This window comes from Allobosea sp. Root670, from assembly GCF_001429415.1.
In the GTDB taxonomy this organism is placed as follows: Bacteria; Pseudomonadota; Alphaproteobacteria; order Rhizobiales; family Beijerinckiaceae; genus Allobosea; species Allobosea robiniae.
This window is the reverse complement of record NZ_LMJU01000016.1, coordinates 499,590-513,308: the sequence shown is the minus strand read 5'-3', so window position 1 is coordinate 513,308 and position 13,719 is coordinate 499,590. Positions and strand designations below refer to the sequence as shown.

Sequence of the window (13,719 nt, the reverse complement as noted above, 5' to 3'; positions counted from 1 at the left end):
TGACCTGAGACCCTTTTCTCCTCCGGTCTGAGGGAGAGTCCTGGGTTTCATTTCTGGCCTCAGGCGGCCTGTTTTTCCAGCATGGATTTGAGGGCGAACTCGGCGGGCGTGAGGTTGCCGAGGGCCGAGTGGGGTCGGTGCCGGTTGTAATCCTCCTTCCATGAGGTGATGGCGCTGCGGGCCTCGACGAGCGTCGAGAACAGCGTGTCGTTGAGGCACTCGTCCCGGAAGCGTCCGTTGAAGCTCTCGACGAAGGCATTCTGCGTCGGCTTGCCGGGAGCGATGTAGTGCCATTCGACGCCGGTATCCTGGCACCAGCGCAGGATCGCCATCGAGATGAACTCGGTGCCGTTGTCGGAGACGATCGTCCCCGGCCGACCGCGCAGGCGAATGACGCCATCCAGTTCGCGAGCCACGCGCAGGCCCGAGAGTGAGGTGTCGGCGACGAGTGCCAGGCACTCGCGCGTATAGTCGTCGACGATGGCGAGCACCCTGAAGCGGCGACCGTCCGAGATCGTGTCGGACAGAAAATCAAGGCTCCAGCGTGCGTTGGCCCGATCAGGCACCAGCATAGGCCTGCGCGTGCCCAGTGCCCGTTTGCGGCCGCCACGCCGGCGCACCTGCAACTTCTCCTCGCGATAGAGCCGTCGCAGCTTCTTCTGGTTCATCACGATGCCTTGGCGGTCCAGCATGATGTGGATCCTGCGATAGCCGAACCGCCGGCGCTCCGCCGCCACGGCCTTCATCGCCTCGCGCAACAGGGCATCGTCCGGCCGGGTGCTCATGTAGCGCACCGTCGAGCGGTCGATCGTCAAGGCCAGGCACGCCCGACGCTGGCTCACTGCATGCACCGTGCAAGCATGAGCCACCGCCTTCCGCTTCGCATCGGGCGTCACCATTTTTTTGCGGCGACATCCTTCAGGATCGCGTTGTCGAGCATCTGTTCGGCCAGCAGCTTCTTGAGGCGGGCGTTCTCATCCTCGAGGGTCTTCAGCCGGCGCGCATCAGACACGTCCATCCCGCCATACTTCGCCTTGAACTTGTAGAAGGTCGCCGAGGAGATGCCATGCTTGCGGCAGACATCCGCCGTCGCAGCTCCGGCCTCCTGCTCCTTCAGCATCCCAATAATCTGCTCTTCCGTGAATCGTGAGCGCCGCATCGTCCGTCTCCGTGAGTGACGGACTCTACTCAAATCTGGAGGAAGATCAGGGGCTCAGGTCACAGCCGCCTCACGAACCCGAACGTTCATCCATTACCCTCCACGGCCGCGACGCTCGCGGCAACTAGGGGCATTATGCTGATCTCGGGCCTCCGAATTTACCTTAGTAATTCGGCATTGTCACCATTTTTTTGCGGCGACATCCTTCAGGATCGCGTTGTCGAGCATCTGTTCGGCCAGCAGCTTCTTGAGGCGGGCGTTCTCATCCTCGAGGGTCTTCAGCCGGCGCGCATCAGACACGTCCATCCCGCCATACTTCGCCTTGAACTTGTAGAAGGTCGCCGAGGAGATGCCATGCTTGCGGCAGACATCCGCCGTCGCAGCTCCGGCCTCCTGCCCTTCAGCATCCCAATAATCTGCTCTTCCGTGAATCGTGAGCGCCGCATCGTCCGTCTCCGTGAGTGACGGACTCTACTCAAATCTGGAGGAAGATCAGGGGCTCAGGTCAGGGGCAAGAATCGTTTGAAGAAGCGAAAGGAGATTAACTCGTCCCGAATCGGGGCCTCGTGAACGATCCGAGAGGATGAGTTCGTGCGCTCGTGCCAAGGATGACAGCCTCGCCTGTATGTTCGCGATGACATCCGGTTGGCTAACCGGAGCCTTGGCGCTGAGCGAGACGATCGCCTTAGCCAGCGCAAACAGGTTCTTCACACGATGGTGCATTCGCCCATGAGGAGTTGCTGTTCCTCCTGGGCTCGCAGTCGATCAGTGATGTCACGAGCAATCTTGGAGGCGCCGACGATTGTCCCGGCCTCATCGCGGATAGGCGAAATTGTCAGCGAAATATCGACTAACGAGCCGTCTTTGCGTCGCCGCTTGGTCTCGAAATGATCGACTCGGTTGCCCTTCTGGATTTCGGCCAGAATCATGGGCTCTTCGTTTAGTCGATCCGGCGGGATCAAGATGGTAATGGATTGGCCGATGACTTCTTCGGGCCGGTATCCGAACAGCCGCGTCGCACCGCCGTTCCAGCTTTGAACGATACCGTCAAGGTTCTTACTTACGATTGCGTCGTCGGAACCGTCGATAATGGCGGCTAGCCAATCGCGTGGGTCTGGTAGCTGGCTATCATGGACCCCAGCAAGTGACAGCGGTGGATTACTCGAACCTGCTGCTCGCATTTCCGTCACGCAAAGCGCTTTAGAAATGCCCGCGCTCGACTGGCGACATTATTAGCGACGGGCCCCCTTTCCACGTCAACAGCAGCACCCTCAATCATGGCTCGATAATGGCTTTCCGCTTCCGGTGAGAACTGTATGTGCGCGCCGATGCGACGAGCCATTTGCTGCGCTGCCTCGTATGTGTGCCGAATGTCCGGAGAGCGCCCATAAGCCTCGCCAGTCACGTCGCGGAAACCCCAATCCGCTTCGAAACGGCATACCGTCAACGTCTGCATCGTGAAATTTTTCCGACTTCAAGGGCGCAAAACCGGACAAGCATAGTTTTGTTCCTGCTTCGGGAAAATTTTTTCAGCGGCCGACAAAGCGTTTTCGAGGAACGTTGAACGAACGGGCGCCGTTTCACAGCCAGCGATCAGCGAACGTGCTGCGGGGGCTTCGGAACAACCGGTGGCGACCGCAGTTTGCCGCCGGTGCCTACGCCTGTGCCGGAGCCTCCATGACGTCTACTGCTGTCGCAATCCTCATATCCATTGGGATGTTCGCAGCGGCGACGATTGGTTGGCGGATCGGCCGGATAATGACGCCACGGCCGCCAGAGCTACGCGACCCGCAATCGATCCCCTCGCGGCGCGGATGCAGGCCCCATTCAGCGGAATTCGGCCTCTTGAAGCCTTGGAGGCCCCTCCTAAATCTTCCTTCGCGAAACGGCTTTGGAGGAAGGAGCAATGCCATTTTCGTCGCTAAACGATCCGGCGGACCTCGCTCGCGCATACGCTTCGTTGGAGAAGGTTTGGAACAGGGTGAAGGATACGGTGGCAGAGTGTGACCACGCCAAAGAGCGAGAGCGCATCGCGTATATGGTGGCCGCGTTCGCTCCTCTGGCGCTCGATGAAGATGACCTGACGCAAAACGTCCTGTTTCACCTGGACCGTGATGTCGCGGCCTGGCCGAAATCGCTGGCTGCGACACGACATGGAATTTCGCTGACCTCGGAACATCGTTAGAGCGGGACAGTTGCGGCCTCATTCAACAAGGAGGCCGGTATGACGACCAAGGAGGACAGGCTGCTTGAGTGGCTGCGCAATGCTCATGCAATGGAGAAGCAAGCTGAGACGATGCTGACGGCTCAAGCTGGTCGCATTGAGAGCTATCCGGTTCTGAAGGCAAAGATCGAAGAGCATCTGGCTGAGACCCGCCGGCAGGGCGACATGCTGCAGTCGTGCATTGAACGGCGTGGAGGGGACACGTCCACTCTCAAAGACCTGATGGGCAAGTTCGCGGCAATGGGGCAGGGCTTCGGTGGGGCAGTCATGGATGACGAGGTTATCAAGGGCTCCATGGCCAGCTACACCTTCGAGCATATGGAGATTGCCGCATATCGGGTCCTGATCGCGACGGCAGAGGCATGCGGTGATCTGGAAACCAAGGCTGTATGCGAACGCATCTTGGCCGAGGAAATGGCAATGGCGACCTGGCTCGGCGACAACTTGCCGTCCGTGACGTCTCGCTTCCTCAGCCTGGAAGAGACCGGGGCATCCGCCAAGCGGTGAACATCACTTTAGTCGCTGAAGCCAAGCGGAGATTTCCAATGGCAAAACAGCAAGGACGCGAGAAGCGAGCCGTGGCTGCGGCCGCGCTCGCTGGCCGACAAAAAGGAGTCAGATTGGGAGCGACGGCACGAGAGCTCGCGGAAAAACACACTTCCGCTGAGCTCGAACATATGGCGCAATCGGAAGCGGCCGCCGAAGCCAAAGCGAAAAAAGTTCGCAAACACGCTTAGATTGCCGCCATGCCCGTGAGGCTCTCAACCGAAGTAATTATGCCCCTTCCGGACGGACCACTCGTCCCGTAACGGCCAGATAGCGGTCGCTGGAATGCATGACGGCAACGAGGATGTCCGCCCCGTCCTCACATTCCACGCGCAACCGGTCGTGAAGCAAAGCCGGGTCAAGGTCCGACGTATCGCCGAGCAGGTAGCCGCCCCTGGTATCATCGTGCGCGCTGCCGAACTGATATGTGACTGCAATCTTCCGCCCGTTGCTCAGGACCAAAGAGCCTTTGCCAGTATGCATGACAGGTCTCCGCCAAGGCGGCGTCAATGCGCGCCACCAGCGGTCATTTCCAAAAGCGGCATGGATACAACTGCACTTACATAGGGCGCCGTTTGCCCGGCAGTGTCTATGTCATTTGATGGAGGGGCTACGAGAGATTTGGGGCGTCTTCGGCCCAGTCATCCACCGGAGCGTCGAGGTCAGTACTCTGGAATGCGATGTGGCCCCGATAGACGATCCGCTTGGCTTGCTGGACTTGAAAGGTCAGTTCGCCTCTGCCTCCATCAGCAAGCCCATCATGGGCTGCTTCTGAGAATGCTCGTCTGCCCTCAACTCTGGCTGACATATCGTTCGGGAGATCGAGGTCGACGTACTGTGAGCCGCCATTGTCTGTGGTGAAGCGATAGTTGGGCATTGGCGGCTTCATCAGTGCCAGGAGGTCGCATCATCGTGGGCTAGGTCCCACTCCATGATGGCTTGTACGAGCTCGGCCAGTTCGTCGGCCTGGGGCGTCCCTTCGGAGTAATCGGCAAGCGCGCGCACACGCTCTGTCGCGGACTCGTATTCGTCAATGGAGGCGATGCGAGGGGAGCCCCGGTCGTTGGCCGGCGTGGGCTTCGCAGGCGTGGTGACATGTTCGAACGGCATAGGTGCGTCTCCCGCTAATCCGGAGCCAACTGCTCGAAGGGCAGGGCGGTTCCTCGGAACGATTCAAATCGCCGCCCGTTGGCGAATCGTTTCGTTGAGTGGGTTGTGTCCATGTGTGCGCGTCGGGTTCTCAGGGCCGGGCTGGGTGTCGATACCGTAAAGGGACCGACGCACCGGAAGCGGCTTGAACGCGATCTATTCGTCGACCCGATGCCCGAGCGGGTCGAGCCTTGCCTTGCGCAGCTTCAGAGCAAGCCGCCGGTCGGCGATGACTGGGCCTTCGAGGTGAAATGGGACGGCTACCGGCTGGCGGTCCACATCGCCGGCAAGCGCGTCCGTATCATCACCCGCGGCGGTCACGACTGGACGAACCGCTTTCCGACGATTGCTCACGATGCGCTCGAGCTCGGCCTCGATAGCGCCATCCTGGACGGTGAGGCCGTGGTGCTCGATGAGCGAGGCGCCGCCGATTTCGGCGCGCTGCAGAAGGCCCTGGGCGGCCGCGGCGGCAAGCGCTTCGCCTCTGAGGCCCGGCTCTATGCTTTCGATCTGCTCTATCTCAATGGCCACGACCTTCGCGAGCGGCCGCTCAGTGAGCGGCGGGAGATGCTGGCAGATGTGCTTGCGGTCCAGCGACATGGTTCCATAGGCCTGAGCGAGGAGGTCAACGCCGACGGCGCGCCATTCTTGAAGCTCGCCTGCGAATTGGATCTTGAGGGCATCATTGCAAAAAGGCGATCGGCGCCATATCGCTCCGGCCGGGGCGGTGAATGGGTCAAGATCAAATGCATCCAGACGGAGAGCTTCGCGATCATCGGCTATGAACCTTCGCCGATTGCACTCGGCGGCATCGGCCGGTTGCTCCTGGCTGCGCATAAGGGCGGCGAGCTCGTCTATGTTGGTGGCGTTGGAACGGGGTTCACGCATGCCAGCGGCATGGCGCTTCGCAAGCAGATCGACAATAGGACCATCGATAAGCCCGCCTTGACCATGCCCGGGCGCAAGCGAACCTATCGCTGGATCAAGCCCGAGCTGATTGCCGAGATCGCCTTCCGCGGCTGGACCGAAGACGGCAAGCTCCGACATGCCTCCTACAAGGGCCTGCGCGACGAGGCGGACCAGGCGGTCGTTTTCGAGATGATTTAAGGCTGCTCCGGGGCTGTTCCTTGTCGATGAGAAGCGCGATGTCTCACGATGACGGTGCGGCCACGGACAATTCGTGCGCGGCGGGAACTCTTACACCACGAGGCAGTTCTTGAGCCGCTGGCCTCGCGGGTGACCAAGAAGCCGGCGGTGGCCCCTCTGCCAAGATGACCACCGAAAGCGAGCCGCCCTTTCATTCCCCCAGTGGGCGGCTCGCTTCTTTGTCTTCGATCGGCGGGCGTGTCGCGGATGTACCGGCCGCTCCCGATTGAGGCCTCCTTGGTGTCATTTTCAGGAGAAAGAAATGTCGTTGCGAGCTACTGTGCTGGCTTTCGCGCTCTGCACTTCTGCGCAAGCCCAGATTTCGCCGACCGGGCCGCCGCAAAACGCGCCTCCAGCCGAAACGATGCAGCCTACGCCGGCGCAAAACGAGTCAGAAGCCAGCGAGAAGTTCGCAAAAAGCGGGTATCCGAATGTGCGAGACATAAGGCGCAGCTCGGATGGAGGATGGACCGGTACCGCTGTGGTGAACGAGCGCAGCTTTACGGTGCATCTGACCCATCAGGGAGAAGTAGAGCGGAGGGATTAGCCCTTGCTGGTCAGCATACCATACCGCTCGATCTCAGCGCGGATATGGGCGACCGCGTCGCCCCCGAATGCTCTTCATGCCTCGAAGCCCGTCCTTCACTCCATCGAGTGCATCGGTCCGCTCGCGGAGCGGCAGGCCGGCGAGGAAGCGCACCTCGCATTCGTGCTTCCACTCCTCCGACCAGGTCGAAACCTCCCGGCCAGCGAGGATGGAGAAGGCGTGCGGCGGGTTTTCCAGCGGGTAGGGCATTATGGCGAAGTGTCAGATTCGATAGCCCTTGAGAATGATCAATCGCCAGTTCCCGCGCTTTGGATCCGTCGGCCGATCAGCACCACGAGTTCACGGACGGTTCGGCATTGCTGCATCGCCTCGTCAGGCATCATGTCGCAATCGAACTCGCGTTCGATCGCATTCCCAATAAGCGTCAGGTCGTCGATCGTGAACCCAATTTCATCGACCTGCGCGTGGGAATCCAGAAGTTCGGGCTTGATCAACCCTTCTGCCGCAATGATTTCGAGCAAGCGGGGGATTAGGCCGACCGCGGGAGCGAGGCCGCTTGATCCGATTTTTTCGCCCTCATCCGATTTCATGTTTCGCTCTCCTTGGGTGTGGCGGATGTTCAGGAGCGGCAGCGCCGCCAACGAAGACAGACTCTGGGAGCCAGACAGAAATCCGTGAAGACGTGCCAGATGAGTTGGCGCATCCACCGGCATCCGCCCGCGATGCTGGCGAGCAGCTTCCGCGCGCGTAAGATCGACGTGGTCGGTTAGCGATGAGAACGGCGTGTCCGCCTCTTGGATGCCCTGAAGCGCGGACGCCACTAGCCACTGCCTCAATCGAAGGGCAAGAGGCCGCTGAAACAAGAATACGGCCCGGCGCCCTATCCCGGCCGCTCATTGGCATCAAATGCGCCTTGATGGGCGGTAACCCAATGCCCGTGCCTGCTTCCGTCCCTCCGCCCGTGCCAGCGAGCTCATGCGCCGGCGAAGCAATGTCCATGGTTTCAAGTCGTAGATTGGGGGTTGAATCAACTGGCTTTCATTCGTGATCAGATTGATCTCGCTCAAGCCACCCTCCATTTCGTCGGGGCATCATTCGATGCCGGGGCCCTAGGCCCTCGTGAAGCGACCAGCCTTGTCAAAAGACAGAGCCACGGAAACGCATAAAGGGTCGGCCCTGCCGAAGCGAGAACGGGTACTATCCGCGCTGGCGAGCGAAACATCGGCTCTAGCCCGGCGCAGATTCTTACATCGCAAAGCCCAGTGGCCTCGGTTTCCCGAGGCCACCAATTATTATTGATCGTGTCAGACAACGGGTGGACGATAAGGCCCGGCGTTCTCGTCAAAGCGGGACCAGCCGCCGGCGCGGTAATCGGCCTCGCGGGTCGCACGGTCGATCGGGGTTGCGCCGTCAAGAATCGCCTGAACGGTGGCCTCGTGCTCGGGCGCCGTGCGTACCGAGACGACCGATCCGCCGCGGCGAACCGTCTCAGCATAGTAGTGGGCCTCGCCCTCGTCGTGACCTTCCTTCACGAAGGAGCCGACCAAGCCGCCCGCAGCGGCACCGGCGACAGCGCCCGCGGCGGTCGAGGCGAGCCAGCCCGCGGCGACGACGGGACCAATGCCAGGGATGGCGAGCATGCCGATACCGGCGAGCAGGCCGGCGGCGCCGCCGACGCCCGCGCCGATTCCTGCGCCCTCTGCCGCGTTGGTCTCACCGGTGTCGCCGTCGCGGCCGACGACGCTGATGTCGCTGGCTGACACGCCGGCAGCCTCGAGCTGCTCGACGACGGAACGGGCGGTGGCGTAATTGTCGTAAGACCGGGTGATGGTGCGGGTCATTTCGTTCTCCAGTTTTCGAGGTGCGAGCGGCACGGATCAGTTGCGGGTGATGTTGCCGCGGTAGTCCACGGAGACGTTGACCTGCTTGCCCGAGTGCGTGGCCTTGCCCTTCCAGACGCCGTTGTCGTCCTTCTTCAAGGCGCTGACGCTCGAATAACCATTCTCTTCCAGCCGGCTCTTGGCTTGGCCTTCGGTGAAGCTGTTGGCGCCCGGGAGCGGTGCGTTCTTGTCGGCGTCAGCCTTGGGAGCCGGCATCGGTGAGGTCGTACTCGTCTGGGCGAGGGCGCCGAATGACATCGAAGCCGCAATCAGCGAAACGAGAATTGTTTTTTTCATTGTCCAACACTCCTGGTAGCGCGCCAGTTGCGCGAAGTGGGTATCAAACTTTGAGAATGTGATTCTGTTCCGATTGGACCGGGATGACCGTCGCAACGCGCCGTATTTGTCGTCTCAGTCTCTGCCCTCGAACCTAAGATGACATCAGAACGCTATGAAAAGATCGGAGCAGGCGATGCTGACCTGCGGCGATTGAGTTGATCAACCGCTTGCTCGAAATCATTGCGGCTGAAGGGCTCGTCTACCCGAGCTGCTCGATCCTAAAGGTACGGTCGATGAGATCGGCTTCACGATCGATGACCTTACGCTGATCGGCAATGCAATTGAGCGGGAGGATGAATGCAAGACGACGCGATGCAGCGCTGCAAACGGTCCGCGGAACTTGTTGAACTCATGGGGCGTCGTATTGAGAGAGCAGCCTCGGGAGAGTGAGTTATAGCCATTCCCTTTATTGAAGCGCGCCACATTGCGACGGTGGCCGGCGCCGCGCTGCCAAGAAGGCAGTCTCCTGCGCGACGTAAAAGGTCGAGCTACGCGTTAGAGCAGACCGCACGACTGAGCTGGACCGAGGGCATGTGTGGCGGCGGCGCTGACAGGCTCCGCGTTACTTTGTGCAACTTTTTAGACTCCCCGAAGTTGCTGGATTTTGGGGCGAGGCATGTGCGCAGGCCATCTATCGTAAAGCAGGCATCGCTCGCGGCGCTGGCGGGTCTGATATCGTTGATTACGGTGCAATTGTACTCGCTCCTCGCGGACACCGGCCGCACCGGTAGCGGCCGCGGCAGTTCCGACCTTACTAATGGTGCCGATGCGGACGCGCCCACCGAAATCCCGTCGTCGGGCTGGCGCGATATCCTTTGGCGGACATATGGCGAAGTCAGTAAGGACCGGGTGCTCGCGGTCGCGGCCGGTGTGACCTTCTACGGGTTACTTGCGATTTTCCCGGCGATTGCGGCCTTCGTATCGCTTTACGGTCTGGTAGCCGATCCCGGAACAGTCGCTGAGCAGCTCTCGAGAGCGGAGGGCGTGCTGCCGGGCGGCGCGATCGAGGTCGTACGCGATCAGATCGTGCGCATCTCGACGGGTAACGAGACCAAGCTCAGCTTCGCCTTCTTCATCGGTCTCGGGCTATCGGCGTGGAGCGCCAATGCAGGCGTGAAGGCTGTTTTCGACGCGCTCAATGTCGCCTATGGCGAGGAGGAGAAGCGTAGTTTCATCCGGCTTAACCTGACCTCGCTGGCCTTCACGCTTGGCCTTCTCGTGTTCGCGGTGCTTGCGATCGGCGCGGTGGCCGCCATACCGGTCATACTCGATTACCTCTACCTCGGAGATGTAACGGAATGGCTGATATGGCTCGGCCGTTGGCCTGCCTTGATTGCGATCCTGATGACCGGCCTCGCGGCACTATACCGGTTCGGGCCCAGTCGTGACGATGCCCAATGGAAATGGGTCAGCCCCGGCGCTGTCTTCGCGAGCGGCGCGTGGTTGCTCGGCTCGTTGCTGTTCTCTTGGTATGTCGCCAGCTTTGAGGATTACAATAAAACCTATGGCGCGCTCGGCGCCGTGATCGCTCTCCTTATGTGGATGTGGCGATGGCCATGGCCTGACGGTCGTCGGCGACGATGCCCAATCGATCTATTCGTTCCGAGCAGCCACGGTCCGCAACATCCTCGACTTCCCGGCAGCCTTCGTGCCGCCGGCCGAGGTCATCACGCTGGATCAGAACTACCGTTCGACCAGCGCAATCCTTTCGGCCGCGAATGCCGTGATCGACCTCGCAGCCGAGCGCTTCACCAAGAACCTTTGGACCGACCGCGCGAACGGATCGCCGCCAAAGCTCGTGCATGTTCGGGATGAGGCCGATCAAGCTCGTTTCATAGCCGAGACGGTGCTGGAGAACCGCGAAGGCGGCTCGACGCTGAAGCAGCAGGCCGTACTGTTCCGCGCATCACATCACAGCGGACCGCTCGAAATCGAGCTCACACGCCGGAATATCCCGTTCGTCAAATTCGGCGGTCTCAAGTTCCTCGACAGCGCCCATATCAAGGACCTCTTGGCGCTGCTCCGGTTCGTCGAAAACCCGCGCGATAAGGTCTCGGGCTTCCGGGTCCTGCAGCTCCTGCCGGGCGTGGGCCCGACGTCGGCCCAGCGCGTCCTTGAACATGTGGCCCAGGCTTCAAAGCCCCTCGAGGCTCTTGAGAACGCGCCTGCTCCGCCGCGGTCTGGCGACGACTGGACTTCGTTCGTCTCCGCGATCAGCGAACTGCGCGCCGGCACAGCCGGCTGGCCGGCTGAGATCGAGCGGGCCCGTCGCTGTTATGAGCCTCACCTGGAGCGGATTCATGAGGATGCCAGCACCCGTCAGGCCGATCGCGTGCAGCTCGAACAGATCGCGGCTGGATATCCGTCGCGTGAGCGCTTCCTGACCGAATTGACGCTCGATCCGCCGGACGCGACCAGCGACCAGGCCGGCGTGCCGCATCTCGACGAGGACTACCTGATCCTGTCGACGATCCATTCCGCCAAGGGGCAGGAGTGGAAGTCGGTCTTCGTCATGAACACGGTCGACGGCTGCATCCCGATTGATCTCGGCGCCGGCGCCAGGGACGAGATCGAGAAAGAGCGCCGGCTGCTCTATGTCGCGATGACACGAGCCAAGGACGATCTGCATCTCCTCGTGCCGCAGCGCTTCTTCACGCACGGGCAGTCGGCGACCGGCGACCGCCATGTCTACGCCAACCGGACACGCTTTATCCCCAACGCGCTGCTGGGCCAATTCGAGCGAGTGGCTTGGCCGATCGCAGCTGCGGAAGCCTCTCGGGCACCATCCGGCGGTCCGAAGATCGACGTTAGGGCCAAAATGCGAGGCATGTGGCGATGACCGCGCAATGGCCGCACCAAGTCGAACTCAAGCTGGATAAGGTGTCCGCCGCAGAACGCCTTCGCCGGATCGAAGCGTGGTGCAGCGACTGGCAGATCGGCTTCCGCGTTCTCGGGACGATGTCCGAAGGAGTGATCCGCGTGGCATTCGAGAGGGCCCGCTTCGCGCGGGCCTTCCACGCTCATTTCGGGGGTGTTATTGCGCCGGGGGATGAGCTCGAGGCGGCCCTGGCAGCTGATGCCGCGGAAGTCGACTTGTATGACCGGCTTGCAGGCGAATACCCTGACTAGGGAGGGCCAGCGTCATGGCGGATGCGGTCAGGATCGGATCAGGAGTGCCGCCCATTCCGATGCGCCGGGCTGACGACCTAGTGGATCGGATCGAGGCGCTGAAGAACGAAGCAACCACCCGCGGCTTTGGTACCTTGGCCTATTTCCTTGATACCGCCCTGATAGTAGCCAGGCTGCAGGAACAACACTTCATCGACGACACGGCCATTGCGCGAGCCAAGCCCGACGAATTTTGGCGCCCCGTTGAGGATCAAGATTGATGGCCGAGCCGACGGAACTGCCGGAAATCGATCTCGACGTGGCTGACGTGAAGCGGATCGCGCTGACGACCGATCCGCAAGGCGAGACGGTGATCAGTTTCGCGATGGCCAGCGGCCAGGTGATGAACCTGGTGTTCTCGCCGGAGATATTCGCGAAGCTTGAGGCCATGCTGGCCAAGGCGAATGAGGCGCAGGCTCAGGTCTCACCGATCCAATAGGAGCGGAGCGCATGTGCGGACGGTTCAGCCAAGCCTACACCTGGGGCGAGATCTACGCCTTCAGCCAGCCTCTCACCGAACCGGCACCCGCCCGTAATCTGCAGGCCAGATACAATATCGCCGCTACGACGACGATCGATATCCTGGTCAAGACCGATGCCGGTCGGAAACTATGCAAGGCACGCTGGGGTCTGATCCCCCCTTGGCACAAGGGGACCGCAAAGCAGATCAAGCCGCATATCAATTCCCGCGTTGAGGGCATCGACACCAACAGCCTGTTCAAGCGCGCCTATGTGAAGAACCGCTGCATCATCCCTGCTAGCGGCTTCTACGAGTGGACGGGCGAGGAGAAAAACAAGACGCCCCATTTCATCAGCGCAAGGGAGGGCGCCATTCTCGCGTTCGCTGGCATCTGGGAGCGCTGGCGCGACGAGAATGGCGAGGAGATCATCAGCGCGAGCATCATCACGCGGGACGCGAACGACTGGATGTCGAAAATCCATACTCGCATGCCGGCGATGCTGCATCCAGATGATTTTGAAACATGGTTGGATGGTTTGGCCGGCAAGGAGGTTCTGATGCGCCCGCCACCGGAGCTCCAGGAGTGGATCGTCGATCGCCGGATGAACAAGACAGGTGTCGGCGATGACGACCCGGCAACAGCTGCCCCAGTCGAGATGGAGGCTAATGTCCCGTCCCCTTCACCGCCGAGGCAGGGCACCCTCTTCTGAGTGGACGATCGATCCATCGCAGATCAAAAGCACCCTAGCGACATCGGTCGCGGGGGGAACTCCGCGACCGCCTCTGGCCCATAGCGGACGTCGGGAATGTCTGCTTCCCGGCGAGCGCTTCGGGAGACGACAGCGGGGTTTAAGCTGACTCATAGCCGACGTCTGGAGCGTCCGGTTGTCGCAACCCAACGCAACGGTTGGCCATCGCTGCCGGAAAGGGAAAACTGCGTGGCCGAGTTCAACCGGTCGTCGACGACATCCTGCTTGCCGTCGTCGTTGAGGGGCTGGTGCAGTAAAAATGCCCGCGAGTGCCTATGGCGGTAAACGGCATCCTGACCCATTTTGTTTTATGAGGGATGACTTTGAGATGCCTGCGCTCTGAAGGAACGGT

Annotated in this window: 18 protein-coding genes and 3 pseudogenes; 10 read left to right on the top strand and 11 right to left on the bottom strand. The window is 61.0% G+C overall.

Going from position 1 to position 13,719, the window contains the following annotated elements; all coding sequences use genetic code 11:
• Positions 1-59: 59 nt before the first annotated feature.
• The 4 genes and pseudogenes from ASE61_RS17820 to ASE61_RS26075 all read right to left on the bottom strand — a co-directional run bounded on the left by ASE61_RS17820 (position 60) and on the right by ASE61_RS26075 (position 2,340).
• A protein-coding gene (locus tag ASE61_RS17820) for an IS3 family transposase (RefSeq protein WP_244492894.1) occupies positions 60-1,159 on the bottom strand; the annotation gives its coding sequence in 2 pieces (ribosomal slippage) (positions 60-898 and positions 898-1,159; 1,101 coding nt in all).
• Positions 1,160-1,345: 186 nt separating this feature from the next.
• A pseudogene (locus ASE61_RS17810) lies at positions 1,346-1,605 on the bottom strand (transposase); the annotation flags it as partial.
• 46 nt (positions 1,606-1,651) lie between these two features.
• On the bottom strand, positions 1,652-1,882 hold the full coding sequence (locus tag ASE61_RS26080) for an HWE histidine kinase domain-containing protein (RefSeq protein WP_082617519.1): 231 nt from the start codon (positions 1,880-1,882) through the stop codon (positions 1,652-1,654).
• Complete coding sequence (locus tag ASE61_RS26075; RefSeq protein WP_082617518.1) at positions 1,867-2,340, bottom strand: PAS domain-containing protein; 474 nt, start codon at positions 2,338-2,340, stop codon at positions 1,867-1,869. Before ASE61_RS26075 ends, ASE61_RS26080 begins: the two co-directional genes overlap by 16 nt.
• A gap of 725 nt (positions 2,341-3,065) precedes the next feature.
• Between ASE61_RS26075 and ASE61_RS17800 the strand changes: the two genes are divergently transcribed.
• From ASE61_RS17800 to ASE61_RS26595, 3 genes are read left to right on the top strand one after another with little or no spacing between them, the layout of a single operon-like run.
• The gene (locus ASE61_RS17800; RefSeq protein ID WP_061969098.1) at positions 3,066-3,344 is read left to right on the top strand and encodes a hypothetical protein; all 279 of its coding nucleotides are present in this window, start codon (positions 3,066-3,068) and stop codon (positions 3,342-3,344) included.
• A gap of 39 nt (positions 3,345-3,383) precedes the next feature.
• Positions 3,384-3,890: a ferritin-like domain-containing protein gene (locus tag ASE61_RS17795; RefSeq protein ID WP_061969096.1), complete on the top strand. Its 507-nt coding sequence runs from the start codon at positions 3,384-3,386 to the stop codon at positions 3,888-3,890.
• Positions 3,891-3,928: 38 nt separating this feature from the next.
• A complete protein-coding gene (locus tag ASE61_RS26595; protein WP_156407142.1) occupies positions 3,929-4,120 on the top strand; it encodes a hypothetical protein in 192 nt (63 codons plus the stop codon).
• Between the two features lie 37 nt (positions 4,121-4,157).
• Here the strand turns inward: ASE61_RS26595 and ASE61_RS17785 are convergent, their stop codons facing one another.
• The 3 genes from ASE61_RS17785 to ASE61_RS17780 all read right to left on the bottom strand — a co-directional run bounded on the left by ASE61_RS17785 (position 4,158) and on the right by ASE61_RS17780 (position 5,039).
• A complete protein-coding gene (locus ASE61_RS17785; RefSeq protein ID WP_061969091.1) occupies positions 4,158-4,412 on the bottom strand; it encodes a hypothetical protein in 255 nt (84 codons plus the stop codon).
• A gap of 127 nt (positions 4,413-4,539) precedes the next feature.
• Positions 4,540-4,806 carry a hypothetical protein gene (locus ASE61_RS26590; protein WP_156407141.1) on the bottom strand — a complete coding sequence of 89 codons (267 nt, stop codon included), beginning with the start codon at positions 4,804-4,806 and terminating at the stop codon, positions 4,540-4,542.
• A gap of 11 nt (positions 4,807-4,817) precedes the next feature.
• Positions 4,818-5,039, bottom strand: a complete 222-nt coding sequence (locus tag ASE61_RS17780; protein WP_061969089.1) for a hypothetical protein — start codon at positions 5,037-5,039, stop codon at positions 4,818-4,820.
• Positions 5,040-5,249: 210 nt separating this feature from the next.
• Here ASE61_RS17780 and ligD point away from each other — a divergent pair, with 210 nt between their 5' ends.
• Positions 5,250-6,185 (top strand): non-homologous end-joining DNA ligase, encoded by a 936-nt coding sequence (gene ligD, locus ASE61_RS17775; RefSeq protein WP_320409879.1) that lies wholly within the window; start codon positions 5,250-5,252, stop codon positions 6,183-6,185.
• A 619-nt stretch (positions 6,186-6,804) separates the two neighbouring features.
• Here ligD and ASE61_RS17770 read toward each other — a convergent pair.
• From ASE61_RS17770 to ASE61_RS17755, 4 genes are all read right to left on the bottom strand, one after another.
• A complete protein-coding gene (locus ASE61_RS17770) occupies positions 6,805-7,020 on the bottom strand; it encodes a hypothetical protein (protein ID WP_061969085.1) in 216 nt (71 codons plus the stop codon).
• Positions 7,021-7,058: 38 nt separating this feature from the next.
• Positions 7,059-7,592 carry a hypothetical protein gene (locus tag ASE61_RS17765; protein WP_061969084.1) on the bottom strand — a complete coding sequence of 178 codons (534 nt, stop codon included), beginning with the start codon at positions 7,590-7,592 and terminating at the stop codon, positions 7,059-7,061.
• Positions 7,593-8,075: 483 nt separating this feature from the next.
• A complete protein-coding gene (locus ASE61_RS17760; protein ID WP_061969082.1) occupies positions 8,076-8,612 on the bottom strand; it encodes a general stress protein in 537 nt (178 codons plus the stop codon).
• Between the two features lie 36 nt (positions 8,613-8,648).
• Positions 8,649-8,948, bottom strand: coding sequence for a PepSY domain-containing protein (locus ASE61_RS17755; protein ID WP_061969080.1), 300 nt, complete (start codon positions 8,946-8,948; stop codon positions 8,649-8,651).
• A gap of 573 nt (positions 8,949-9,521) precedes the next feature.
• Here ASE61_RS17755 and ASE61_RS27240 point away from each other — a divergent pair.
• The 6 genes and pseudogenes from ASE61_RS27240 to ASE61_RS17730 all read left to right on the top strand — a co-directional run.
• Positions 9,522-10,526, top strand: a pseudogene (locus ASE61_RS27240) (YihY/virulence factor BrkB family protein); the annotation flags it as partial.
• A gap of 16 nt (positions 10,527-10,542) precedes the next feature.
• Positions 10,543-11,829: pseudogene (locus ASE61_RS17750) on the top strand (ATP-dependent helicase); the annotation flags it as partial.
• The gene (locus ASE61_RS17745; protein ID WP_061969078.1) at positions 11,826-12,119 is read left to right on the top strand and encodes a hypothetical protein; all 294 of its coding nucleotides are present in this window, start codon (positions 11,826-11,828) and stop codon (positions 12,117-12,119) included. The pseudogene ASE61_RS17750 and the gene ASE61_RS17745, both read left to right, overlap by 4 nt.
• 14 nt (positions 12,120-12,133) lie before the next feature.
• Positions 12,134-12,379, top strand: coding sequence for a hypothetical protein (locus ASE61_RS17740; RefSeq protein ID WP_156407140.1), 246 nt, complete (start codon positions 12,134-12,136; stop codon positions 12,377-12,379).
• Complete coding sequence (locus ASE61_RS17735) at positions 12,379-12,597, top strand: hypothetical protein (RefSeq protein WP_061969074.1); 219 nt, start codon at positions 12,379-12,381, stop codon at positions 12,595-12,597. The genes ASE61_RS17740 and ASE61_RS17735 overlap by 1 nt, the downstream gene beginning before the upstream one ends.
• Before the next feature lie 11 nt (positions 12,598-12,608).
• Positions 12,609-13,328, top strand: a complete 720-nt coding sequence (locus ASE61_RS17730; RefSeq protein ID WP_061969073.1) for an SOS response-associated peptidase — start codon at positions 12,609-12,611, stop codon at positions 13,326-13,328.
• Positions 13,329-13,719: the final 391 nt, after the last annotated feature.